Genomic DNA, 24,758 nt, shown 5'->3' with positions numbered 1-24,758 from the left:
TCCCATGTGAGAGTAGGTCGTCGTCAAGCATCATACAAAGGAAGCCCTGATAGCCATGCTGTCAGGGCTTTTTTGTGTTTGAAATTCGGTTAACGCAACCCCCTCAATACCTCAGCCCAAGCAGCTTACGCTTACCCTTTTGCGCCCCGCTTGCGCCTGTCTCATGCTTCGACGCGTCAGCGCGTGATATCAAAAGAGTGCGCTTTATATCATCGATCAGAATATTCAGAAGTGCCCCTCAACACACCACAGGCGCTCACCATCGCCGATGGTAGTGGGGGAGTCCCGCAGGGCATAGATATCGTTAAGCATCCTACAAAGGAAGCCCTGATAGCGATGCTGTCAGGGCTTTTTGCTACTGTGCTTAGTTCTAAACCGGACAGAGCTCAAGGCCTCAAACATAAAGAGCTAGGGCCTGAGAGACAATTCGCTGCTTAGCTTAAGCGGCTAAAACTTAAAATATGGCCTTTAAACTGATTTGGCAGATAGTCTGTGTGAATAGGTTTTGTCTGAACGCAATCGAAGCCGAAACTTGCCATTTTCTGAGTCATTTTGTTTTTACGGCCTCGACCTGGATCGACTAGAATAACTTTGCAGTCTGGGGAAGCATGCTCTTGAATAAAGTTCGCCAACAGTTCTATATGGCTATCCTCGTAAAGCACGTCACTACCGATAATTAAGTCAAATAGACCTAATGTATCGTCTTTCTCAGCCCAGTCTGCTTGTTGATAGGGGATTGTTTTATCACCATTAAGTTCCGTATTGCGATCGAGGAAGTGCCCTGACTCTGGGTGATAGTCCGTTGCTGTAATGTTAACGTCCCTTTTATTTAAAAGTAAACTTGATAGGGCCATACCGCAGCCAATCTCTAGTACTTTTTTTGTTCCGGTTTCGTAATTACAAATATGATGCGCCAAGACCAAGCTTGAGGGCCATACAATGCCAAATATGGGCCATGTCGCCGATGATATGCCAAGCTTTTCTGCAATGCCTTCTGGATCGTAGAACTCTTGATTATCACGTAGTGTACAAAGGTGGATATCAATTTTATCAAACTCGATGGTTTGATAACGCAGTCGTAGGGTCGTCATAGATTTCTCAGAAATAAGTAGGCGCTAGGCCAGCTATCGAAGATAAATGACGCAACGAGGATGTTTGCAATGCCAGTATAGCACCAAGCCTATTTGCATCGGGGTTTATTTGTGTAGCGTTACTTGTCTCCCTTAAGGTCCTACTAATTGTAATAAGAAATATCTATGAGGTAGTCACGTTTCTGTAATCACGGCGGACTAGGATGACATTTTCCTAATGGGGGTGATGTCATGAATAGTTCAGAAGCGTTACAAACACCACAAGTATCAAGTGGAAGTCGTTGGCCGCAGTGGCTGGCAGTGTTAGTGCTGGTCTATGTATTAATCAGTGCTGTTGGCATGATTGGTTCAGGCTTTAAAGCGGCAACTGGCGGGCAAGCAAAAGAGCTATTTGAGTTTGCTTCCAACCCGTATATAGGCCTTGTGATAGGGATTGTCGCGACGGCTTTGATACAGTCTTCTTCAACCGTCACCTCTTTGATTGTCGGTATGGTGGCGGGCGGATTGCCGGTTGAGATCGCCATTCCTATGATTATGGGGTCGAACATTGGAACGACGGTTACGAATACACTGGTAAGCCTTGGACATGTTCGAGATAAAGCAGAGTTTCGTCGAGCGTTTGCTGCGGCAACCGTACATGATTTCTTTAACTTGATGGCAGTGGCGATTTTTTTACCATTAGAAATCATGTTTGGTTTTTTAGAGCATGTAGCGCTTTGGTTATCGACATTTTTGATCGGAGCCGACAGTTACTCTATGTCTGATCTAAACGTGATAAAAGCGTTGACCAAGCCCTTTGTCGGTGCGGTTGATAACGTTACGAACATTTTGCCTGGTACATTGGCTAGCGTAGCATTGATCTTAGCAGGCTTGGCTTTCATTTTCTTAGCAATCACCTACATCGGTAAATTATTAAAAGTTTTGATGGTCGGAAAAGCGAAAGAAATTTTGCACTCCGCTATAGGACGCGGCCCTTTAACAGGCATCGCATCTGGTGCGTTGGTGACGACGTTTGTTCAGTCTTCTTCAACGACAACGAGTTTAATGGTGCCACTGGCAGGGTCTGGTTCCTTTAGTTTAAAGCAGATCTATCCATTTATGTTAGGTGCCAATATTGGCACGACTGTTACTGCTTTGCTTGCTGCTACAGCGATTTCAGGTGCTTTAGCGGTATCGGCTTTGGAAATTGCGTTAGTACACTTACTATTTAATGTGTTTGCCGTAGTGGTTATTTTCGGGTTGCCATTCCTACGAGTTTTACCGATTAAAGGGGCTGAATGGTTAGCGACAATTGCCTCAGAAAAGAAAGTCTTTGCGGCGATTTGGGTACTCGGTGTATTCATTGCTTTGCCATTGCTAATGATTGCCGTAAGTATGATTTTTTAATCGCGCGTAACGTAAAGGATGAAGAGTATGTCTGATTTTCAACGTATGACAAAAGATGAGTTGCACACGATTCTAAATGAAACTGAACAGCAGATTCATGATATTCGGTCGGAATTAGAGTTACGCGATAATGATCAACAGCATGAGGAAGTGGAAAGTATTGAGCTAGGGGAAGAGTGGTCACCTGTGAAATGGCATCAAGTACGGACGTTCTTCCAAATGGTATTAGAAGAACTGCGTAAATAAACCTAAGTAGAGAACCTAAGAAAAGTGATATAAAAGGGCCAATGAAAGCCATTAGCCCTTTTATGTGTCTTTCTTCGATGTTGTCTCAATACCTAGCTTTTCCTTTACACCTTCAATAAATTTTGGGGTTAATCGTAAGTAAGCCATTACTAACCCTATATCATCGGGGTCACGCTTGATCGTGAAGCCAATACGCCGGCAGAAGTCGATCATGCGTTTGTTTTCCGCTAAGACGGTGCCTTTCATCTCCTTAATCCCTTTGAAGTGTGCGACTAAAAATAAGCGCCTCATTAAGAGTGCAGCTAAGCCATGACCTTGATACTCATCACCAATGACCACTGCGAACTCACAGCTCTTATCATCGAAGTTGTCACTAAAGCGAGCAGCGCCCATAAGCACTTGTTCGCCTTCTTTCTCTCCTACGGCAATTAATGCCATTTCTCGGTCATAATCGATATGAGATAAACTGGCGATCATCTTAGGCGTCAGTTCTTGAATGTTAGCAATGAATCGGAAATAGCGGCTTTCGTGGGATAGGTTTTTGACGAACTCTGCCATCATGTAGGCATCACGAGGCAAAATTGGTCGCAGTGTAATGTCTTGCCCATCACGAAGGGTGACTTGTTTGACCCACTGTCGAGGATAAGGCTGAATCGCTAGGTGTTCATAGCGTCTTAATTTGCCGCTACTTTTTAGCTTGGCTTTGACGTTCGCAAAAATACTGCCACTTTCATGTATACGTACGTCCGCCAGCTCAATATATTCCAGCTCAGGCAGTTCGCAAATCATGGTTGAAAAACTGCGTAATAAGTCCTCTAACTCAAAGGACTCAACATTCGGAAAAGCCCGCTGGATCAAATCCTTAGACAAAATCGTATTCAGAGGTGGTAACGCTACCGCCTCAGTTTGGTGATGCCATTGATTCGCACCTTCCAAAGATAAGCCTATCGCAGGGCCGAACACTGGGTCTCGAAAAGAGCGTAAATGGATGGTTTTTTTTAGTAAAAAATGGGACTGTCGCCGAGCAATTAAACGGAAGTTAAAGAGTTCAAATACTTCTTTGAGATCATCGGCTGTCGGTGTTTTGTTGCCAGCTTTGATCATTTCTTTTAGCTTAGCGCGTGCTGCCGAGACATCAATATTGAAGCGAAACGCATGGCTATCAGGCGTTTGTTTAGCGAGTAATTGGTTACGATGGAACTGGACTAGAAACTGAAAGCCTTCGATGGCCGCTTCAGGGGTGCGAAAGGTTGGTATACCAGCTTCATTGATACGAGTACGTAATGCCACCATGTGCCCGCCACCAAGCATACAAACCATCACCAACTTCTTTTGCTTCTTATGCAGCTGTAGTACTTGATCGTACAAGGACACCATATTAATCAATGCGGTCGGGCTTAACATCAAAAGTACAGCGCCACATTCTTTATCAGCTAAAGCGGTTTCAGCGAGATCAACAAACAGATCAGCGTTACAGCTCGCCCATGCCGTGGTCACGCTGCCAATGCTGCCTCGTCCGTCCATAATGCCTTCAAGCTTAGTACGTAATGCTTCACTAGGGGACAGTAAGTTAACATTCACTTCTTCTGCACGCTGCGCGGCCAGTTCACCTGGACCAGATCCATTACCAATGATCATTAATGACCCTTGTTTGACTCGACGTGCATTGGTCATCACGGATGCCGCTGCCACTAGGTCGTTCAGTCGACGGCCACGTACCGCGCCAGTTCGGCTTAACGCGGCATCAAGAACTCTGGGATCCGCGCCAATGTTGTGTTCTGTCACGACGGCAACGGGCTTAGAGCGGCTGGCGGCACGTAAGCTACTGAGGAAACGTGTGGTTGAGCCAATCTTTTGTAGGTACATCAGAATGGACTGGCTTTCAAAATCATTCGACAAATAGTCTAGGATTTGCGAGGGCATAACGTCGATAGGACTGCCCATTGATACGACTTGAGAAAAGCCAATGCCCTGCCAAGTCGCCCAGTCAACCAAAGCACTGGCAACCGTGCCGGATTGAGACAACAATGCTAAGCGTCCAGGAATAGGTTGAGTTAACCCTAACCATGCTGAAAAGCCTTGCTTAGGGCGACACATGCCAAAGCTATTGGGGCCAATAAGTCGCACGCCATGCTGCCGTGCCGCTTTTAGTATTTCATCAGGGTTTTCATCAGAGCCAGTGAATACTAAGAGGGCTGGGATTGATAACGTCCCACATTGCTCGATAATTTGAGTTAATGGACGAGGGTCTTCACCGGCCAAAATGGCTAGGTCAGGTGTGTTTACTAAGCGTTCGAGTGAACTCAGTTGATCGAACGGAAGTACGCCGATACTGTCATCTGGCTGGGTGCCATATAAGAATACTTTGCCTCGACGGCCACCAAAAGAAAGGGCTCTAAGCACTGCATGAAGAATGGGGTTAAGGCGATCTTCTCCTGTAAACACTAAAATAGAAGAAGGGGCTAATAATGGCTGCAGCGCGTGTTTTGACATGCAAAAGTCTCCCTGAATAGCCTGTAGCGAACGTCTTGGCAAATGCCCTCGCTCAACGACAGAGAATGCATTGTATTTATAGCAGTCTAGACCAATGTCGGATAGGCTGCCTAGTGCTAACTATGGCTTGATATAACGCAGTTAACCGAATATCGCCTTATAGTAGCCTTAACTGGCTACGACGATGAATAACAATAATAGTGACCCTTGATTTGGGTGCAGATTTTAACGGATACCGATATGACGACCGCCTACTTGACTCACCCTACGTGTGAAGAGCATCAGCTTGGAGAAGATCATCCAGAATCTCCTCAGCGTCTTGAAGCGATTCAGAATCGCCTCATTGCCGGGCAATTGATGGACTTCTTACGATGGCGAGAAGCTGAAAAGGCCACTGTGGCGCAGCTAAATGCGACACATGATCCTGATTATGTTGCGTCGATATTTGCTCAAGCCCCAGAAGAAGGACACGTTGAGTTAGACAAAGAAACCCTGATGATGCCGAATACACTGGAGGCGGCTTTACGTGCCTCTGGATCCGTAGTGCAAGCAGTAGATATGATCATGAGTGGGGAAGTGCAAAATGCGTTTTGTGCCGTGCGTCCACCGGGGCATCATGCAGAATATGACAAAGCAATGGGTTTTTGCTTATTCAATAATATTGCTGTTGGCGCGCGCCATGCTCTGAATGAGTATGATGTAGAACGTATCGCTATTGTGGATTTTGATGTCCATCACGGTAACGGTACGGAAAGTATTTTCGCAGCTGATGCCAAAGTGCTTTACGCCTCTAGCTATCAATACCCTTTGTTTCCGTATCCAGATCCTGGAGCCTCCCACGACAATATCGTACACATGCCTTTGGAAAAGGGCTCGAAAGGTGAAGACTTCCGCGCCGCTTATGAGTCCGAGCTTTTTCCAGCGTTAGAAGCTTTTAAACCTCAGCTATTAATGATCTCAGCGGGTTTCGATGCGCTCGCAGAAGACCCTATGGGACAGTTGCGACTGCGTGAAGACGACATTGTATGGATCACGGAGAAGTTAATGGACGTGGCGGATCGACATTGTGAAGGACGTGTGATTTCAGTTCTTGAAGGGGGGTACAATACCGATGCATTAGGGCGTGCAGTATTCAGCCATTTAAAAACCATTATGAAGTTATAGGCATTTTTCAGAACATTACAGGCGCTTACCTTTAGTAAACTTTTCTCACGGTAATGTGCTATTGAGTAACGTGATTGCTTGATAGTCTCATGTATTTCCAATGATGAATTTTACTGGAGGGAGACATGAATCTTGTACGCTTAATTTATGCAAGTCGAGCGACGGCCGAATTTAAGCCATCATCTATTGAATCCATACTTAAATCGGCCCGTTTTAATAATCAGCGAAACTCACTGACGGGGCTCTTGTGTTTTAATCAGCATTGGTTTTTACAATGCTTAGAAGGGCCGCGGGATCAGGTTTGTCAGACCTACGCTCGTATTCTGAGCGACCCGCGACATGAGAATGTCCAAATTATCGGGTACGACTATACGACACAACGCGACTTCGATGGTTGGAATATGGGGTACCTGCAAGATAACGCGGTGATGAGAGATCTCATTCGTCGTCGTACAGGATCGGAGAAGTTCTCGCCACTCAGTTACACACCGGATGATGCGATCGCAATAGTGAAAGATGTACGTGATTTAATTGCCAGTATCTTGGAAGAAGAGTCATAGCGATGTCGCTATGACTCTACGTTGCACTACGCTATCTGAGTACGTTTCTTTCGGCTGTAAATGAACAACGCAAGGAACAAAGCTAGGCCAGCCGTATCTATTAATAAGCTATTATGCGGCCACAGCATCAGTAGTGCAGCAACGCCAGACAAAAGACGCAACAAGAGCGGCAAAGGCCCTTCTAAATACCCTTCCATCAAGCCGACAAACGCATAAATACCAAACAGCGCAAAGACAAATATTCGCAGTACGTCCTGAGGCTCGCCACCGATAAAGTTGGTGTAAGCCAAGATCAACGGCACGATATACAAGCCTTTTGCAATTTTCCAAGCGGTAAAACCTGTCGCCATTGGCGGTGTTTTAGCAATCGCTGCGGCGGCAAACGCTGTTAAACACACCGGTGGTGTAACGTTGGAATCTTGCGATAACCAGAAAATAATCATATGCGCAGTCAGCAGTGTGGCGCTTAGAACCGCTGGATCAAGTGCCTGTTCTAACAGCTGCGTTTTAAAATCGGCCGGTACTTGAGCAATCAATGCGGTGGCGTCAGCTTGACTCATTGGTGCAGACAGCAAGGCGTATTTATCTGGATCAATCAACATAAAGATCACTTTGGCTTGCTCTGGCAAGTTGCCAGCCATGACCATATCGATCAATTGAGATTCAGCAATCAAACTGTACAGTGCCGGTGCAGATAAGGTAGCCAACACAATGTAAGCGGCTGTCACAGGCAGCCCCATGCCTAAGATCAAAGAGGCTAGGGCGACCAAGGCCAGCATGATAAACAAGCTTCCGTTGGACCATTCAGCAATCATCAATGAAAAGGTATTACCAATCCCTGTCATGGCCACCACGTTGACGACCAACCCTACTGCGACCAGCAAAATTGCGGTCGTGGCCATATTACGTGACCCCTGAGCCAAGGCGTCTAAGATATCACGTGGTTTCATCGGGTTCTTTGATAACCAAGAAGCGACCACAACAGCGATAATAGAAATACCGGCTGCGTAGGTGGGTGTGAAGCCGTAAATCAGCAGTGCCACTAACACAGCAAGCGGTAGTAAAAAGTGCCAGCCTTCTTTAAATACCTCGCCCACTTTACGAGTTTCTAATTCAACTGCATGAGCATGCGAGCGCATGGCTTCGACGCGGACATAAAAACCGACTGACATAAAGTACAGCAACGCGGGCAGTGTCGAGACGGCAATGATTTCGACGTAAGGAATTTGCGTGTAGGAAGCCATGATGAAAGCACCTGCACCCATAACAGGAGGCATGAGTTGCCCACCCGTAGACGCCGCCGCTTCTACCCCAGCTGAGAAACGAGCAGGAAACCCCGCTTTACGCATCATCGGAATGGTGATTACACCGGTGGAAACCGTATTCGCCACAGACGAACCAGAAACCGAGCCCATCAGACCTGAGCCAAGTACTGCTACAAACCCTGGACCACCAACAAAGCGTCCAGCAGCGCAGCGCGAGAGTTCGATAATGAAATCGCCAGCACCTGATTTAACTAAGAAGGCACCGAACAAGATGAACATAAATACGTATGTCCACGAGATACGAGCAATGGAACCAAACATGCCTTCGGATGAAAAGTAAGAGCGGAACATCACGGTTTCAAGGCTTAATCCAGCAAAGCCAAAAATACCATCAATGTAAGGCCCCCACCAAAAAACATAGGTAAGTGCGATCAGAATTAACGTTGGAATAAACCAACCAGTTGTTCGTCGAGCCAATTCTAAAGCAATACCAATAGCAACAAACGAAACGATCCAATCGCTAGTGATAAACGTCACGCCACGATCATAAAGCGCGTCTTCAAATAGAATTAGATAGACCGTACAGGCAATGGCGATCACACCAATAGCGATATCAAGGCCTAATACCCAGCGTTGGCCTTTTGCGGAAGAGGCTTTATAGGCGGGTACCATCAGGGCGCAAAGCAAAGCAAAGCCGCTAAAGTGAATGGCGGATACATACAATTCAGAATGCGTTCCTAAGGTATTAAAATAAATATGGGCTAGAGCAAACAATACCCCTACCCAATAGATGACGCGACCAACGGGTGATGACTCATCCCGCTGCTCAAGCTCTAAGCTTTTAAGCTTATCTTGTAATTCTTGGTCTTGGCTAACCTGCGTCTCTGACATAATGACGGGCCTGTTATAATGTACTAGCGCGCACGATGAGTACGCATCTCGAAAAAAGAAAGAAATTACGGATTCAAATGATAAAAGAGGGCGGCAAAAGCCGCCCAGCAGTCATTACTCGGCGATCAAATGTGCCGGAATAGTGAGACCTGCTTCTTTGTAGTAACGCACTGCACCTGGATGCAATGGCACAGGCATACCAGCAATGGCTTTTTCAATCGCCATGGCTTTCGTTGCTTTGTGGATACCGTTTAGGAAAGGAAGGTTTTCGTAGATGGTTTTCGTCAACTGATAAACATCTTCTTCGGATACATCATCACGAATAGCCAAAAAGTTTGGCTGAGCGATGGTGTTGATGGTTTCTGTTTGGCCTGGGTAGGTATTTGCAGGAATTTCAAAGCGTGTCCAAAGCTGATAATTACCATTGGCTTGCTTGATTTGCTCGTCGGTAAAGTTCAGGATGGTGATGTCGTCGCCAAGAGCTGCGTAGGCTCGCGTAATCGCGCTGGTCGGTACACCAGAAGGGATATTCATACCTTCTACAGTACCATTTTGCAGCGCATCAGCGGATGCAGCGTAACCCATATGCGCCATATTTAACTCACCTACAGGCACTTTCATATTATTCAGAATGGTTAAACCTGAGCCTTCTGTTCCAGAGTTTTTCTTACCGATAGAAAATTTGTCGCCTGCTAAGTGGTTCATGTCGGCAATGGTGCCTGAATCAGCGTGATCTGCTTTAACCACGAATTGCTCAACGTTTTGCCAAAGCATGGTAACAGAGCGTAGATGTTTTTGCGGGCCATCATTGGCTAGGCGGCCTTCACCTTCCCAAGCCCATGCACCGTACAAACCTTGCAAAATAGCCATTTGCGCTTCATTTTCACGCAGCAACTTAACGTTTTCACCAGAGCCCGCAGAGTTGATTGCTGAGATCGAAAGGCCGAGTGTCGGTTCTAATTTAACTTTTGCTAGAGTCGCTAACGCCACACCAACAGGGTAATACGTTCCACCTGTAGAAGCTGTAGCAAGTATATAAGAACGTTTTTCATCAGCTGCTTGTGCTAAGCCAATCGAGCCAACGGCGGTTCCCATTACTAGAGCGGCACTCATGGCTTTGATTAACGTACGCTTTGTCATCTTCATGATTGGTTTCCTATCTGTCTTGTTTTTATTTGAAAGAGAACTGAGAGCACACCTGCTCATCATACCTACAGTAATAGCAAGCATGGTGCCAATCCTATAGGCAATTAGTAGAAGGCTGATTTTATTGATCTTTTTGATGTAAACAGAGCAAGACTAATAATCTAATGAGCAAAATGTTGCTTATTGGCTTGGGTAATCATAAGCAAAAAATAGCTCATAACGCTCTATAACAGACTTCAATTGAAGACTAGAAAGTGAAAAAAATAAAGATTGAGGGTAAAAAAACAGCCATGAGCAAAAAATTGCCGATGGCTACCTTTTAATAACCGCAGTGATTATTCAATGTAGTCTGAGCGGTTAAGGCCAAACTTCGCCATCTTTTGATTTAGGGTGCGGCGAGGTAAATCCAGCTCATCCATAACGGCTTTGATATTGCCTTGATGACGTTCAAGCGATCGCTTTATGATTTCTTCCTCAAAAGCAGCGACCTGGATTGCAAGCGGTAAGGGCTTATATTCTAAATCGTCAAAACCTATGGTGGATGACTGACCATGAATTAAGTCTGCCAGACTGACACGACTGTCTAACGCAAAACGGATGGCAATGTTTTTTAGCTCTCGAACATTCCCAGGCCACTGATGGCTTTGTAAAATACGCTCATCGTGTTGGCTTAACTGGCGACTGGCTTTGTCCCGCTCACTGGCAGCTTGATTAACATAGTGCATGAACAATAAGGCAATGTCGTCGGGTCGCTCCCTCAAAGGGGGTAAAAAGAGCTGAGATACGTTTAAGCGATAGTATAAATCTTGGCGAAAGTGCTCATCTTCTCTTAGGTCGGCTTTAGACGCTGCAATAACCCGAATATCAACGGCAATGCTTTGATTTGAACCTAACCTTTCAATACGCCCTTCTTGTAGTGCTCTTAGAATTTTAATTTGCAGATGCGCTGGCGTGCTTTCGATTTCATCGAGGAACAAAGTACCACCATCGGCATGCTCAAACTTTCCGATGCGACGTTTCGCTGCTCCTGTGAATGCCCCCGCTTCATGGCCAAATAGCTCACTTTCGATCAAATGCTCAGGAATGGCGCCGCAGTTAATAGGAACAAAAGGTTTCTGTTTGCGTTCGCTGAACTCGTGCAAGCTTTGTGCGACCAGTTCTTTACCGCTGCCAGTCTCACCATAGATAATGACATTTGTGTCCATGTCCGCCGCTGCTATTAGCTCACGTTTCATGCGTTGTATGGCAGGCGATATACCGATGATTTTGGCATCAAGACCTGAGCGTGCGGCGATATCGGTTTGCAGGCGATGATTTTCCATCATTAGGCGGCGTTTATCACAGGCTCGCAATAGTGTTTCCACTAAGCGCTCAGGAACAAAAGGTTTTTCAATGAAATCGTAAGCACCATCGCGCATAGCTTGAATAGCCATATCAATGTCACCATGGCCAGTGATCAAAATAACAGGCAGATCAGGGATCCGTTCATGAGTGACCTTCATAAGCTCTAAACCACTCATGCCCGGCATTTTTACATCGGTCAGTAAAATGCCGCGAAAGTCTTCTTGTAGATATGGCAGAGCTTCTTCCGCATTACATGTGCTGATGACGTCAAGCCCCGCCATTTGCAACCATTTCTCGGTTGCTGTGCGAATCATTGGCTCGTCATCGACAAGTAAGACAGTGCCGTGTATCCCTGTTTTCATGATGCCTCTTATTGATCGTTTAAATTAGTTAGAATCAGTGTTGGGTAATGTGAGTATAAAACGTGCACCGCCATAGAGGCTGTCATCTACGTGTATAGACCCTTGTAAATCACGCACTATGGCCGCCACTATGGATAGCCCTAATCCTAATCCTCGCCCCATGGGTTTAGTTGTATAAAAAGGTTCGAATAAATGTTCTCGTTGATCGACAGGAATGCCGGGACCATTGTCTTCGACCGTAATGGTGAGGCTATTTAAATCATTTTGCGCACTGTGGACATAGATCTGTTTGTAGGATTGATCTTGTAGTGCGTCACAAGCATTACCGATGAGGTTCACCAGTATCTGTTCCAAACGTGCGTTATCAGCCAAAACATTATGATTGGACTGTAAACCGGTGGTTATCAGAGTAATGCCATCTTCTTCTATTCGAGAGCGCCAAACAATAGCACATTGATTGATAGCGGTTTGCAAGTTGACCGGTTGAAGTTGCTCAGGCTTTTTGTAGGCGAAAGTCTTCAATTGAGACGTAATGATGGCCATACGTTGGGTTAAATCGTCCAAAAGCATTAAGTTTTCTTTGACGAGTTCTGGGTCGTGGAGCAACTGCTTACTGATGGCAATATAGGTACGCATGGCGGTTAATGGCTGATTTAATTCATGGGCAATGGCGGTAGACATGCGGCCAAGCGCTGCCATTTTACTGGTTTGAATGAGTTCTTGCTGCGCCATTTCGAGTGCCTGAGTACGCTCTTTTACTTTGTGCTCCAGTGACTCATTAGCATCGAGTAAGGCCTGTTCTAATTGTTTTCTACGGCTGATATCTACCACGGTGACCAAGAAAGCATTGTCTTCGGAATGATGCATGTCGCGTAGAGAAATGAGCACAGGGAAAGGTGCTTGGCCATGGCTAATACCTTTCGCTTCGGCACCCACAATAGGTGAAAATTGAGGGTGATGAAGCCGCATTAGTCCTTTGCCTAAGGTACTGTCAGGTTGGACGTCCAGCAATAAGTCGCTGAGCTTTTGCCCCATAGCCTGCGACAGCGGCAGGTTAAACTGTTGCGCGGCTTTGGAGTTTAAGAAGCCAATTTCACCACGCGTATTTAATGTCAGCAGACCAACTTCTGTATTACCGATAATAGAGCGCTGTTGTTCTTCATTTCGTGCCAATACCGAACGTGTTTCTTGCTGTGAAAGGTGCTTCAGATGTCGTTCTCGTAAGAACAGTAAAATCACCCCTAGAATCCATAAGCCTGCCATTGTAATTGCAGCGATTAAACTGGCAAAGCGCTCATTTAGTCGAGCTGAAATAAGTGTGGTAAAAGTCCAGTTTAAATCATCTAAGCGAACTTGATGAGCAATGTAACGCTGTTCATTGAGTGTCCAGAGTTGTGCTTGAACACCGTTTGTTAGAGACAAATACGATGGGACTGCAATCTTATCAAGAGACCGCTTTAACCATTGTTCGTTTGAAGCCATAAAAATATGCTGTGTATCATCGCTGACCGTAAACAGCTCCTCAGGTAACGTATCAGACTCAGACAACAGCGAGCTCAATTCAATACGTACTATAGCCGCACCGACAAAATCTGAGCGGTTATAAATTGGGGCTGATAAATAATAGTATGCCTGTTTGTCTGGGCGATTTTCGTAAAAACGACCTTCTTCCCCCTCTTCTGCGAGTTGAAACAGAGGTAAATCAGCGAACTCATTAGGGGCTAAGTGCTGCTGGTCGCGCCAATTACTGTAGGCCACCGTAAGGCCTTTACGATTGACAATAAAAAGCCCTGATGCCCCAGCCACAAGGTTTGTCTGCTCTAAGTAGCGGGAAACTTTTGCGGCTAAATTTTCGTCTGTCGAGTGATGAGGCGATGTGAGTTGTTGAATAACATCTTCATTTTGCGTTAATAAAAAAGGTAGGTAGTGATAGGCATTTAGTTCTCCACGTACTCTATGAATAGAAGACAGTAGTCTATCGGAGGCTTCATCGTGGAGGGTTTGGTAGCCTACATCTTGAGTTAATTGCCCCACACCAAAGCCAATGAAAATCGATGCAAAGCACCATGTAATGCCGATCCACACGATTCTCTTGCTGGTTTTTAGGGTCATAAAAAAAGCCTATCTAATACGCGACTGATCACAGCATACATCAGATTAAGAGCAAATAGAGGGGTAATTAGAGGACCCTAAAAGCTTTATAGAGGTGTTTAGCTTTGGCCACAGCCGCTTATCGTTTCGTGATTGAGCGATTAACTAAGGAATGAATTGTCGTGGGTGACGAGAGATTGAAGGTGTAAAGTACTGATGTATATCGGGTCCATACAAATTAACGGTTTGTTTACCTTATGGAATCGTTATAGTCGTAATTTTACTTGAGGAAAGTAGCCAATGACTCCACAAAAACTGATTGCCTTGATCGCAATTAAAGTTATCGTATTAACACTCATTACTTTTGCGATTGTCTTATGGGCATAAAAGTCCAACTAAAGTTAGCTGAGTAAACGATTCGTTTCTATTATCTTTTTAAAGTAAGCCATTATGTGGCCGTGTTGGCTAGTTTGTTGAGCTTCGGGGGAAGAAGGATCAAGCTCAATTGTCTCGTGGACACTTGTCCCATGTGAGTTTTCTCGAAAATGGACACTTGCTCTTCGGCCGTCAATAAAACGATACTCGATTAATTGAAGTAATTTCAAACGTTTAAATACACCTTCAAAATGAACCACTTCACTGCCATCACTTCGTTCGATCTGGTAAATAAACTTCCCACCTTCATGTAAATCTACCTCAGCTTTTGGGCAATACCAATCTGACATTGCACCATTCCACTCTTGTATGACTTTAGGGGTGGTCCAAGCTTCCCAAACTGATTCTAGGGGGGCTTTAATATTCGTCTCTACTGTGATTTCCATATCAGTTTCCTTCTTCAAATTCCTTTAACATAAATTTATAGATGAGTTCTTAGAGCATGTCGAGACGTACTATTCCAGTACATCGAAACGAATGTGTTAAGAATGAGTAAAACATATCACTCTATGTATTAAAAATAATTATAGGTCTTCGCTACATATTGGCTAATGAATAAATTGTTACAGACTGGCTGGCTGTTACAGCCTTTTTAGAATTATTGATAGGTATCGACTGTGCTAACATTTCTAAATATGGTGCAGATGATCTAACCGCACTCTCTTTTTCTGAAGGATTGGCTAGGGCCCCCATGAACCTACAAAAAACACTATTAATGATCTGCGTTTGCGTTGGTCTTGCAGCCTGTTCGGGCGGTCTTCTTAGTCGCGATGAATCCAAAGGCTTTTCTCAGCAAGGCGAAGCCAGTTTTTATGCCGATAAATTTCAAGGTCGTCTTACCGCCAATGGCGAACGTTTTAATCAACGAGCCCAAACCGCAGCCCATAAACGCCTGCCTTTTGGCGTTAAAGTACGTGTAACCAATATTGCTAACAATAAAAGTACAGTGGTTCGTATAAACGACCGGGGGCCGTTTGTTAGTGGACGAGTCATAGACCTCAGTAAATCCGCTTTTCGCCGTATTGCCAATACACAAGAAGGCGTTATCGATGTCAAAGTCGAAGTGATTGAGCGTTGAGCTTAAAGCGTTATGAAAAGACTAATTAGCATTGCAATGATAGTGTTTAAAATATATCGTACTAGTACATTGATACATCAAGGTACGCCTTAGTGCAGAATTTGATTCATTACTTGTTAGACACCCCTGATATTGAGGCTATGACGAAAAAGCTCAATGCTTTGCTGACGCCAAGTGAAATCAGCGAAATGCAGCGTCGATTGCAGATTTTCGCATTGCTGGAAGAGGGCGTGTCACAAAGAGAAATTGCCAAACAGTTAGGCGTGGGAATTGCGACGGTAACGCGTGGTTCGCGCGCCTTAAAGGAATTAAAAGATCATGAGTAACCATCCACCACGCATCGAGTTGCCACGTAAGCCTAAGTACGTGACGATCAGCTCTGATTGTGATTTTTTCGGCATGTTTAAGAAAGTCGAAAAGCAATTTTCTAACTGCTTTATGTTGGAGTCCTTAGGTGAAGAGAGCTACATCTCTCGTCATTCGATTATTGGTTTTGATCCAGAAAAATTACTTTGGGCTGAGGATAATAAGCTTTTTATCCAAGAGCGTGATGGCGTGACGGAGTCTTACGAATCGGATAATCCCTACTATTTGCTACGCAGCATTGTGCCGCAAAATATTATTTCTCGTGGGTATGCAGGTGGTCTGACGGGCTACATTGGCTATGATGCCATGAATTACTTTGAACCCAGTCTGCACCTACAAACCAGTGATATGTTCGATGGCTTCCGTTTTGGTTTATACAAAGACGGCCTAATTTTGGACAAGATGACAGGGCAGGTTTTTTACTTCTATTACGATGATAATCGTTCAGAATTAGTGCAGTCCTTATTGGATGCGCCAGTGCCAACCAATGGACCATTGACCGTAACACCTACGGGTGAGTCCATGACCCGTGAAGCGCATGCTGACGCTGTTGCAAAGGTTAAACAAGACATTATCGACGGTAAGATCTTCCAAACAGAAGTCGGCTTTAAAAAGTGGTTTGATCTGGATGGCGATACCATTGCAATTTATGAACAAATGCGTGAGATAAACCCATCGCCACAGATGTACTACATCAAGTTTGGTGAGCAAAAAGTGATTGGCGCGAGCCCTGAGTTGTTATTCCGTCTACGCCAAGGTGAGATGGAAACCTTCCCGCTGGCGGGAACCGCCAAACGTGGCGTTGACGAAAAAGAAGACGTGGCGCTGGCTCGTGCATTGCTTAATGATCCAAAAGAAATTGCTGAACACAACATGATTGTTGATTTACACCGTAATGATATCGGTCGCGTTGCACGCTTTGGTACGGTGAAAGTTCGCTCATTAATGGACATCAAACGCTTTAGTCATGTACAGCACATTTCCAGTGAAATTGTGGGCATTATTGCTGATGATCAGGATATGTTCTCTGCCTTAGCAAGCAACTTTCCGGCTGGAACCTTAACGGGAGCACCGAAAATTGAAGCGATGAAGGTCATTGATGATATGGAAGGCGATGGCCGAGGCCCATACGGCGGCGCGGTGGGACAGTTTTCATTTAATGGCGACTGTAACTTTGCCATCCCAATTCGTACGTTGTTCGCCAATGGCAATAAAGCCTATGTACAAACCTGTGGTGGGAATGTCTATGACTCTAGTGCCGAAGGTGAGTACGAAGAGATACAACGTAAATTTGCTGGCACTAAACGTGTGCTAGACCAATTCGCTCCAGCGCAGTAAGGGTCAGTCAGATGAAAGTATATATTATCGATAACTACGACTCGTTTACTTACAACTTGTACCAATACATCGGTGAAATTCTGATGGCGGCGCAAAGCCAAGGCACGTTAGAGACGTTTGATGTGGTGGTAAAACGTAACAACGAAGTAACGCTTGAAGACGTTCAGGCAGCCAAGCCAGATCGCATTATTATTTCGCCAGGACCTGGGACACCTGAAAATGAATCTTACTTTGGTGTGTGTGCTGAGGTGATTCGTGAATTAGGTAAAACGACGCCTCTAATGGGGGTTTGCCTAGGAATGCAGGGCATCTGTCATGTCTTTGGCGGTAAAGTGGTTAAAGCACATGTGCCGATGCACGGTAAAGTAAGCCCAATTAGTCATAACGCGGAAGGCATTTTCCATGATATTCCAGATCAGCTGGAAATTATGCGCTACCACTCATTGATGGCGGAGCCTGAAAGTCTACCAGAATGTCTAGAAGTGACGTCTGTGGTCGGAGATTTAAAGGTCGAAGACTTTGCTAACCATAAAGTGATTCAACAAGGCGGGGATTACGAAATTATGGGTGTTCGTCATAAGGAATACCCTATCCAAGGCATTCAGTTCCACCCAGAGTCCTTTGCGACCGAAGGTGGCCGAGACCTGATCAAGAACTTCTTGTTTCAGATGTAAAAGCGAATTTTCAAATTCAGAAAGCCGAGTAGTGTGACTACTCGGCTTTTTTATTTGCTTTCATGGATCAGTTTTTGCTTTAAAATATGAAGTTAACCAAACAGTTAAGTTTTCTAAAATCGAAAAGCCTTGCTAACTTTTAGAGAGCGATAAGCAAAAATGATCCAACTTCATTGAGAAAGGGGAAAGCCATGACCAGCTCTGAAGCATTATTAGATTTGGCGATACGTATGCCAAAGGCGGAGCTGCATTTGCATATTGAAGGCACGTTTGAGCCAGAGCAGATGTTCGCCATTGCCCAGCGTAACCAAGTTGCGCTTAAGTATGATTCAGTGGAAGCGCTGAAAACGGCATATCAGTTTGAAAACTTGCAAGATTTCTTAGATCTCTATTACCAAGGCATGTCAGTGCTACTTAAAGAACAGGATTTTTACGATCTGACAATGGCTTACCTTAAGCGTGTCAACGAAGACAATGTGGTGCATGTGGAGATCTTCTTTGATCCACAAGGACATCTAAGTCGAGGTGTGAGCTTTGAAACACAAATCAAAGGGATCCATGGAGCACTGAAAGACGCAGAGCGCGACTTTGGCATAAGTTTTAAATTAATTATGTCGTTTCTACGCCATTTAGACGAAGTCAGTGCGTTTGAAACGTTAGCGTTAGCTAAGCCTTATTTGGAGATGATTGACGGAGTAGGGTTAGATAGCTCTGAAGTCGGTCATCCGCCTGTTAAATTTGAAAATGTATTCCGCGAGTGTAAAGCGCTTGGTTTACTGGTCACGGCGCACGCGGGTGAAGAGGGCCCTCCTGAGTATGTTTGGCAGGCGCTGGATGTGATTGGCGTGGATCGGATCGATCACGGTAATCGTGCGCTTGAGGACGATGACCTTGTTGCTCAGATTAAGCATAAAGGCCTAACATTAACAGTATGCCCTCTATCAAATCTAAAGCTATGCGTCGTGGATACGCTCAAAGATCATCCGATTCGTAGCATGCTGCGTCTAGGCCTTAATGCCACTGTGAATTCTGATGATCCTGCCTATTTTGGTGGCTATATGAATGACAATTTTTCGGCTTTAGTTCAAGAAACACAGCTGACCAAGGAAGAATTGTATCGCTTGGCATGCAATGCTTTTGAAGGCAGTTGGCTTGATGCGTCAGAAAAACAGCAGCATATCACAACGATTAAAACGCTATTCCAACAATGAGCTTAAGCGATCTCTAAGCAGAGAATTGTTAATCTTGATAGCTCCTTAGGATCGCGTAAAACTGCTCAGAGACTTTATTAAAGTGCTCCACTAATATTGGGTCAAAGTGCTGACCACTGAGGTCATTGATGTATTGTTCTACATCCTCTTTTGCCCAAGCAGTTTTGTAGGGGCGAACTGAGGATAAAGCATCATAGACATCACAAAGCGCCACAATTCGTCCGTAGAAGGGGATTTCGTTGCCTTTTAGTTGGTTCGGATAACCTGTGCCATCCCATTTTTCATGGTGACTTAAAGCAATCACTCGAGCTGCTTTTAAAAGCTCTGACTGGCTACCTTCAAGTAATTTTGCGCCCGCTTCAGAGTGACTCTTCATAATGTCGAACTCAGCTTCGGTTAACCGATCTGGTTTGAGTAAGATATTGTCGGAGATTGCGATTTTACCTATATCATGCAGTGTTGCGGTGATCGCTAATAGGTCGCTTTCCGCTTTTGGAAGCCCAATCGATTGCCCCATACAGCGGCAATATTCACCAACGCGGATAACGTGATTACCTGTCTCGTTATCACGAAATTCTGCTGCGAGGGCTAATCGCTCAATGATCTCCATTCGGCTGTCAGCCAAGTCTTTTGTTCGCTCATGAACCTTCTGTTCTAACTCTTTAGCATAGTTTGCTAGCTTGAGTTGGGAGGCCACACGCGCCTTTAATATAGCGGCGCTAAAAGGTTTTGATATGAAGTCGACCGCGCCTAAGTCAAAGCCGCGTTGCTCTCCCTCTTGAGAGTCCATCGCTGTTAGAAAAATGATGGGGACATTAGCTAGCTTGGGGTTATCTTTGATTTTTTGGCATACAGCATAACCGTCCATATCAGGCATCATGATGTCTAACAGAATTAAATCAATCTCAAATCGGTCGAGTATTTTCAAGGCTAGTTCACCGTGATTAGCGGCCTTGATATCGTATTGTTCATTGAGAATATTACTGATTACATCAATGTTATCAGCAATATCATCGACCACTAAAATAGTGGCTTTGGGATTGGTTAAGCTCATTTTAAAGAATCCATTAGTGTGCGCAAAATATCGGCTGCGTCTTCAAAATTATAATTGCTGAGTTGCTGTTCAATTTTCTCTAATTCTTGAGAAATTGAGGTGTTTTTTTGATCGTTCATCAGTTTATGTATGTGAGCATTCGCTTTGGTATCAAAGGCCTCAATCAAATCTAACAGCGCTAGGCAATTCTCAAATGTTAATGTGTGCTCAAGCTCTAGGGTAGTTGTACTGATGTCTTGGTTCGACTTAGTGTTGCTTGATAGCTCACTGATGGACTGACATATTGTCATAATCTCTTGATGCATTTGATTAAATAAACCTTCCGGCACATCCCGTTGTTTAGCGGCTTGCTCTAGATCTTTGGCTTCATTGTAGATAGATCGGGCGCCAAGGTTACCCGCAATCCCTTTAATCGTATGAAAAGTCTGAATTAGACCCTCAAAATCTGACGACGCTATTTTAGCTTGAGCCTCTAACATATGCTCTACGGAGCTTTCTTTGAAAGAGTTCAGAAGTTGTAAATAAAAGCTTGGTTCAACCCCTAAGCGGCTTAAGGCAGACTGAACGTCAATATTAGGCAGAACCATGACTAGTTGGTTTGCTAATGCCACCTGCTCCGGTTCTAAAGAACCACTTTTCTGCTGAAGATACGCACCTTTGTTCAGACACATTTGCTGACGGATGACATCTTGTAATTGCTGACGACTAATTGGTTTGGAAACATGGTCGTTCATCCCCGATTTCAAAGCCCGTTGAATGTCCTGCGTACCGGTATTGGCCGTTACAGCGATAATAGGAAGGTTGGTGAATTCTCCACCTAAAGCTCGGATACCTTTACTGGCTTCATAACCATCCATGACGGGCATTTGAATATCCATTAACACCATGTCAAAGGGTTGTTGCTGTACCAGGCGAATGGCATCTCTTCCATGTTCTGCGATCTCAAAAGAAATATCCCATTGGCTAAAAATTTCCCCAATGACCAATTGGTTGATCTCATTGTCTTCCACGACGAGTACCTTTAGGTGTGCAAATTCCTTAGGCTCTTTCTCTATGCTTGATGTCGAGGGTTGGTTGATATCCTGACGGAATGGCATCATGCAATCCAGTAGTGAGGATTGGCTCACAGGTGGCGCGAGTAAGGTGATGGGTGAATGCCATTGCTCTATTCGACGAAGATCTTTGCTGTGATCAACCACAATGATCGTTTTGAGTGATCGACTAGCAGGGAAGTCATTTAAGTGTTTTAAGATGTCTTCTAATTCTGGTGTGATGCTGTAACAGTCGATAATTAAAAAATCATAGGCTGCTCCAAATGAGAGTTTTGATACAGCATTGTCGCAAGTGCTAACGGCCTCTAGATGTAAGCCGAATGCACTGGCATGGCGCAGGTAGTTTTGACGGCTCAGCCCGATAAAATCAATGAGTAAAACACGTGAACTATTGAGCGACTCTTTCGCTTTATTAGGTAAGGATTGAAGGTCGCTTTGATCCACTTTTAACGGCACAGTAAAACGGAACACACTACCGTCACCATAGCGACTGTCTACTTGAATTGTTCCCCCCATCAACCCAATCAAACTTTTACAAATTGAAAGCCCGAGACCTGTACCGCCGTATTTTCTTGTGGTCGACACATCCGCTTGAGAAAACGGTGAAAACAGTTTGTTCAGTTGTGCTTCTGTCATCCCTGTTCCTGTGTCTTGAACAGAGAACTCTAGTTCGACCAACTCACCTTTGGTGCGTAACATTTTAACGTAAACGATCACCTCACCTGCACTGGTGAACTTCAACGCGTTGCTCACAAGATTACTTAAGACTTGTCCGATACGAAGAGGATCGCCAATCAGATGGTTGGGAACGTTGCTGTCAATACCTGTCAGTAGGTGGATGTTTTTGGACTTTGCGACACTTTGATGGATGTAAGCATGCTCTTCTATGACTCGCTCCAAAGAAAAAGGGATTTCCTCGACTTCCATGTGGCCTGCTTCCATTTTAGAAAAATCGAGAATGTCATTAATAATACGCAATAGATTATTAGCGGAGTTATTCACCTTGCGCATAAGGTCTTGTTGGTTCTCTTTATTAGGTGAGGTTAAGCATGCATCCGTTAGACCGATAATGGCATTCATGGGCGTACGGATTTCGTGGCTAATATTAGCAAGAAAACGGTTCTTAGCTTCAGCAGCTTGATGCGCTTCTTTTAGAGCGTCCTCTAAAATAGTAGAGATGACTCGCGATTCAGTTACATCAGTACGCACCGCAATGTAGCGCTCTATTTTTCCTGAAGTGCCTTTTATTGGTAATATAGTGGCATGTACCCAGTAAATACTGCCATTTTTCCTTAAGTTTTTGATTTCACCTGACCAAACTTTGCCATTGGCGATGGTATGCCATAGTGTTTTGAAAAACTCTGGAGGATGTTCGTCAGATTTTAATATTCGATGATTCTGCCCCATTAACTCAGTCTTTTCATAACCTGAAATTTCGCAAAACTTATCGTTTACATAGGTGATATGACCTCGTGTATTACTAATACTTACGATAGCGTGTTCATCTAATGCCTGTTTGTGGTACCCCACTTCGTTCAAAAGCTCTGAGATTTGGGTTCGGTTTTCAATATTATTGAGGACGGTTCGACTTATTAATTTCGCAAGCAAAAAACTTAGGACAATGAGGATAAGTACAAAGGCTATGTTCCAAGGTTTCACTGTAATGTCAGGGTAAGCACTTTGGGCGACTAAGCGCCAAGATGGCAGAAAAGCGCTAGCTGAGCCATTAAGATTGTTTGGAAATAGCCCAGAATTCAAAATATGAGTTTGCTTCTCATCACTATCAATCAAGTTAGGTTGCAGTAGTTGCCTATTTAATTGAATGAAGCGGAAATTGGTGACGCGTAGCAAATGCTCCCAAGATTCTGGCGAGGATAAATCTATCAGAATCTGATTGGATTCATTGAGTAAAAATACATTCCTGTTCTCTGGGAAAAATCGCTCTAGTAATGTCACAAAGCGCTCGAATTTATAGGCGAACACCAAAATTCCTATACGATTATGATAATGATCAAAAATCGGCACCCCTATTTTTAGAATAGGTCTAAGTGGAGCGATGGGTGTTGAGTGTTTACGTGCCAATGAGACGTGTGAAATGAAGAATTCACCGTCATCAAGAGATTGGGCAATGCGGTATTCTAAACTGTGGTTCATTTCCCCTAAGTGATTGCCTGCAGAAAAAATAGGTGTGCTGCGGTTATTGTCGACCCTTGCTACTTCATTTCCTAATCCATCTAAAACTGAGATGTAGCGATATCGGTCGGATGAAAGGCTATAACCTTCTAAGAAATTTTGTAGTTTTTCACGATAGCTTGGGCTTGTGAGAATCGCATCCGGGTCTATGGAGAATGTATTTTTCACAGATTGGATATCAGCGACTAGGCTTTCAAGCTCATTATGACTTGCGTTAATCGCATTTCGCATACTGACAGCTGTGACACTATTGTGTTGGCTTAACGCTGAATGCCATTGCAGCCAAAAAACTAGAGTGACGGCCATTAAGCTAAAAGACAGTAATGTTATGAAAGCTTGCCAAAAGGTATGAGAGGAAGAGCGTGAAGAGAGCTGCTCTTGTAAATATTTTAATTCGCTACCTAGGTATCGAGAATAGAAATTTGAGCAAAGTAATAGTGTACTTACGACACTGCTAAGAAGTGCAACTCCAAGCAAAAATTGTTCTCTAGAGAGAGTAAACGCTTGCTCGTCCAATTGCTTAAATTTTGTTAAGTCTGGGTAAAACTCTCCTCCTGCAACTTGTATCAAAGCTATACAGGCAGTCAGCATCAATGGACGTGTGAAATAGCGATAATTGAGCATTGAGGGTCGATTCAAAATCGTACTGACTAAGACGCAAGCATAAAAAGCAAAGGTAACCATCAAACCACAAAAGCCAATTAGCAACCAAAAAGAAATGCTGACTAAAGCTTCTAAAAGGTTTTCACCATTTGCAGCTAAAATAGCGCAAGTCAGTGAAATTATGATGAAAGAAACAATGCCACTGAACATATTAAGCATGGCGGCTTGTTCTTTGCAGTCAAAGCGTGTCCGTAACACAATAAGAAAATTTGCGGTGATTGCGATTAGAAACCATATAAATAATGGAAGGGGTTGTAATGTGTGCGATTGATGGTCGAAGAAGGCGTTGTGGCTGATGAGAGTCGTGCTGCCAATACCCAATGTCAGGGCTAAGGCACAGCGTAAGGCACGTTGAAAATCCGAGCCAATCAGCTCGCTGGTTAGCTCACGAAATGCTGCATAAATAGAAATATAGCCAATAGCTAACGCCCCAATTATCCAAAGCATTTAAGTAATCCTTTCGCTTGCTTAGTGCTAATCGGCACTATTAATAATAGGGCTTAAATGTATCTTACTCAGTACATAAAGAATGTTAGAAATATGTAAGCTTTAGCGAGAGTTTGTATGCTCGTGTTAATCAATGCGGGCTTTAAGAAGAGCCTTAAAATACAGACGGCTCAATAAAAAGCCCAGCAATGGCTGGGCTTTTTATTGC

General features: G+C 44.3%; 18 protein-coding genes. 9 read left to right on the top strand and 9 right to left on the bottom strand.

Features of this window, described 5'->3' with window-relative positions:
- Positions 1–434: 434 nt before the first annotated feature.
- Complete coding sequence (locus AYW75_RS15085) at positions 435–1,091, bottom strand: class I SAM-dependent methyltransferase (protein WP_067101113.1); 657 nt, start codon at positions 1,089–1,091, stop codon at positions 435–437.
- Positions 1,092–1,322: 231 nt separating this feature from the next.
- On the opposite strand from AYW75_RS15085, the gene AYW75_RS15080 reads away from it, so the two are divergent.
- Both AYW75_RS15080 and AYW75_RS15075 read left to right on the top strand, forming a co-directional pair.
- The gene (locus tag AYW75_RS15080) at positions 1,323–2,477 is read left to right on the top strand and encodes a Na/Pi symporter (protein ID WP_067101110.1); all 1,155 of its coding nucleotides are present in this window, start codon (positions 1,323–1,325) and stop codon (positions 2,475–2,477) included.
- A gap of 27 nt (positions 2,478–2,504) precedes the next feature.
- Positions 2,505–2,723 (top strand): hypothetical protein, encoded by a 219-nt coding sequence (locus AYW75_RS15075; RefSeq protein ID WP_067101107.1) that lies wholly within the window; start codon positions 2,505–2,507, stop codon positions 2,721–2,723.
- Between the two features lie 60 nt (positions 2,724–2,783).
- Here AYW75_RS15075 and AYW75_RS15070 read toward each other — a convergent pair whose 3' ends face one another.
- Positions 2,784–5,216: a bifunctional acetate--CoA ligase family protein/GNAT family N-acetyltransferase gene (locus AYW75_RS15070; RefSeq protein ID WP_067101104.1), complete on the bottom strand. Its 2,433-nt coding sequence runs from the start codon at positions 5,214–5,216 to the stop codon at positions 2,784–2,786.
- Positions 5,217–5,456: 240 nt separating this feature from the next.
- Here AYW75_RS15070 and AYW75_RS15065 point away from each other — a divergent pair, with 240 nt between their 5' ends.
- A complete protein-coding gene (locus AYW75_RS15065) occupies positions 5,457–6,380 on the top strand; it encodes a histone deacetylase family protein (protein WP_067101101.1) in 924 nt (307 codons plus the stop codon).
- A 125-nt stretch (positions 6,381–6,505) separates the two neighbouring features.
- The gene (locus AYW75_RS15060; protein ID WP_067038421.1) at positions 6,506–6,940 is read left to right on the top strand and encodes a BLUF domain-containing protein; all 435 of its coding nucleotides are present in this window, start codon (positions 6,506–6,508) and stop codon (positions 6,938–6,940) included.
- Between the two features lie 26 nt (positions 6,941–6,966).
- Here AYW75_RS15060 and AYW75_RS15055 read toward each other — a convergent pair whose 3' ends face one another.
- The 5 genes from AYW75_RS15055 to AYW75_RS15035 all read right to left on the bottom strand — a co-directional run bounded on the left by AYW75_RS15055 (position 6,967) and on the right by AYW75_RS15035 (position 14,860).
- Positions 6,967–9,096 carry a TRAP transporter permease gene (locus AYW75_RS15055; RefSeq protein WP_067101099.1) on the bottom strand — a complete coding sequence of 710 codons (2,130 nt, stop codon included), beginning with the start codon at positions 9,094–9,096 and terminating at the stop codon, positions 6,967–6,969.
- A gap of 114 nt (positions 9,097–9,210) precedes the next feature.
- On the bottom strand, positions 9,211–10,242 hold the full coding sequence (locus tag AYW75_RS15050) for a TAXI family TRAP transporter solute-binding subunit (protein ID WP_067101096.1): 1,032 nt from the start codon (positions 10,240–10,242) through the stop codon (positions 9,211–9,213).
- Positions 10,243–10,577: 335 nt separating this feature from the next.
- Complete coding sequence (locus AYW75_RS15045) at positions 10,578–11,948, bottom strand: sigma-54-dependent transcriptional regulator (protein ID WP_067101093.1); 1,371 nt, start codon at positions 11,946–11,948, stop codon at positions 10,578–10,580.
- A gap of 24 nt (positions 11,949–11,972) precedes the next feature.
- Entirely contained in the window at positions 11,973–14,060 is a 2,088-nt protein-coding gene (locus AYW75_RS15040; RefSeq protein ID WP_067101090.1) for an ATP-binding protein, read from the bottom strand.
- A 380-nt stretch (positions 14,061–14,440) separates the two neighbouring features.
- A complete protein-coding gene (locus tag AYW75_RS15035; RefSeq protein ID WP_067101088.1) occupies positions 14,441–14,860 on the bottom strand; it encodes an SRPBCC domain-containing protein in 420 nt (139 codons plus the stop codon).
- Positions 14,861–15,165: 305 nt separating this feature from the next.
- On the opposite strand from AYW75_RS15035, the gene AYW75_RS15030 reads away from it, so the two are divergent.
- From AYW75_RS15030 to AYW75_RS15010, 5 genes are all read left to right on the top strand, one after another.
- Positions 15,166–15,552: a septal ring lytic transglycosylase RlpA family protein gene (locus AYW75_RS15030; protein WP_067101083.1), complete on the top strand. Its 387-nt coding sequence runs from the start codon at positions 15,166–15,168 to the stop codon at positions 15,550–15,552.
- A 140-nt stretch (positions 15,553–15,692) separates the two neighbouring features.
- Positions 15,693–15,878: a Trp family transcriptional regulator gene (locus AYW75_RS15025; RefSeq protein WP_231886225.1), complete on the top strand. Its 186-nt coding sequence runs from the start codon at positions 15,693–15,695 to the stop codon at positions 15,876–15,878.
- Positions 15,871–17,256, top strand: coding sequence for an anthranilate synthase component I family protein (locus tag AYW75_RS15020; RefSeq protein WP_067101081.1), 1,386 nt, complete (start codon positions 15,871–15,873; stop codon positions 17,254–17,256). The genes AYW75_RS15025 and AYW75_RS15020 overlap by 8 nt, the downstream gene beginning before the upstream one ends.
- Before the next feature lie 11 nt (positions 17,257–17,267).
- Positions 17,268–17,930: an anthranilate synthase component II gene (locus AYW75_RS15015; RefSeq protein ID WP_067101078.1), complete on the top strand. Its 663-nt coding sequence runs from the start codon at positions 17,268–17,270 to the stop codon at positions 17,928–17,930.
- A gap of 191 nt (positions 17,931–18,121) precedes the next feature.
- Positions 18,122–19,141 (top strand): adenosine deaminase, encoded by a 1,020-nt coding sequence (locus AYW75_RS15010; protein WP_067101075.1) that lies wholly within the window; start codon positions 18,122–18,124, stop codon positions 19,139–19,141.
- Between the two features lie 28 nt (positions 19,142–19,169).
- Here the strand turns inward: AYW75_RS15010 and AYW75_RS15005 are convergent, their stop codons facing one another.
- Positions 19,170–20,195, bottom strand: coding sequence for an HD-GYP domain-containing protein (locus AYW75_RS15005; RefSeq protein ID WP_067101072.1), 1,026 nt, complete (start codon positions 20,193–20,195; stop codon positions 19,170–19,172).
- Positions 20,192–24,550, bottom strand: a complete 4,359-nt coding sequence (locus AYW75_RS15000; protein ID WP_067101069.1) for an ATP-binding protein — start codon at positions 24,548–24,550, stop codon at positions 20,192–20,194. Before AYW75_RS15000 ends, AYW75_RS15005 begins: the two co-directional genes overlap by 4 nt.
- Positions 24,551–24,758: the final 208 nt, after the last annotated feature.

Source organism: Marinomonas atlantica, from assembly GCF_001639725.1.
Classification (GTDB): Bacteria; Pseudomonadota; Gammaproteobacteria; order Pseudomonadales; family Marinomonadaceae; genus Marinomonas; species Marinomonas atlantica.
The sequence above is the reverse complement of the archived record's forward strand: the minus strand, read 5'-3'. Positions and strand labels throughout refer to the sequence as shown.

Excerpts from the sequence above, each read along its gene's own strand:
- AYW75_RS15085 (WP_067101113.1), bottom strand. The coding sequence starts at position 1,091 with ATGACGACCCTACGACTGCGTTATCAAACCATCGAGTTTGATAAAATT.
- AYW75_RS15080 (WP_067101110.1), top strand. The coding sequence starts at position 1,323 with ATGAATAGTTCAGAAGCGTTACAAACACCACAAGTATCAAGTGGAAGT.
- AYW75_RS15075 (WP_067101107.1), top strand. The coding sequence starts at position 2,505 with ATGTCTGATTTTCAACGTATGACAAAAGATGAGTTGCACACGATTCTA.
- AYW75_RS15070 (WP_067101104.1), bottom strand. The coding sequence starts at position 5,216 with ATGTCAAAACACGCGCTGCAGCCATTATTAGCCCCTTCTTCTATTTTA.
- AYW75_RS15065 (WP_067101101.1), top strand. The coding sequence starts at position 5,457 with ATGACGACCGCCTACTTGACTCACCCTACGTGTGAAGAGCATCAGCTT.
- AYW75_RS15060 (WP_067038421.1), top strand. The coding sequence starts at position 6,506 with ATGAATCTTGTACGCTTAATTTATGCAAGTCGAGCGACGGCCGAATTT.
- AYW75_RS15055 (WP_067101099.1), bottom strand. The coding sequence starts at position 9,096 with ATGTCAGAGACGCAGGTTAGCCAAGACCAAGAATTACAAGATAAGCTT.
- AYW75_RS15050 (WP_067101096.1), bottom strand. The coding sequence starts at position 10,242 with ATGAAGATGACAAAGCGTACGTTAATCAAAGCCATGAGTGCCGCTCTA.
- AYW75_RS15045 (WP_067101093.1), bottom strand. The coding sequence starts at position 11,948 with ATGAAAACAGGGATACACGGCACTGTCTTACTTGTCGATGACGAGCCA.
- AYW75_RS15040 (WP_067101090.1), bottom strand. The coding sequence starts at position 14,060 with ATGACCCTAAAAACCAGCAAGAGAATCGTGTGGATCGGCATTACATGG.
- AYW75_RS15035 (WP_067101088.1), bottom strand. The coding sequence starts at position 14,860 with ATGGAAATCACAGTAGAGACGAATATTAAAGCCCCCCTAGAATCAGTT.
- AYW75_RS15030 (WP_067101083.1), top strand. The coding sequence starts at position 15,166 with ATGAACCTACAAAAAACACTATTAATGATCTGCGTTTGCGTTGGTCTT.
- AYW75_RS15025 (WP_231886225.1), top strand. The coding sequence starts at position 15,693 with ATGACGAAAAAGCTCAATGCTTTGCTGACGCCAAGTGAAATCAGCGAA.
- AYW75_RS15020 (WP_067101081.1), top strand. The coding sequence starts at position 15,871 with ATGAGTAACCATCCACCACGCATCGAGTTGCCACGTAAGCCTAAGTAC.
- AYW75_RS15015 (WP_067101078.1), top strand. The coding sequence starts at position 17,268 with ATGAAAGTATATATTATCGATAACTACGACTCGTTTACTTACAACTTG.
- AYW75_RS15010 (WP_067101075.1), top strand. The coding sequence starts at position 18,122 with ATGACCAGCTCTGAAGCATTATTAGATTTGGCGATACGTATGCCAAAG.
- AYW75_RS15005 (WP_067101072.1), bottom strand. The coding sequence starts at position 20,195 with ATGAGCTTAACCAATCCCAAAGCCACTATTTTAGTGGTCGATGATATT.
- AYW75_RS15000 (WP_067101069.1), bottom strand. The coding sequence starts at position 24,550 with ATGCTTTGGATAATTGGGGCGTTAGCTATTGGCTATATTTCTATTTAT.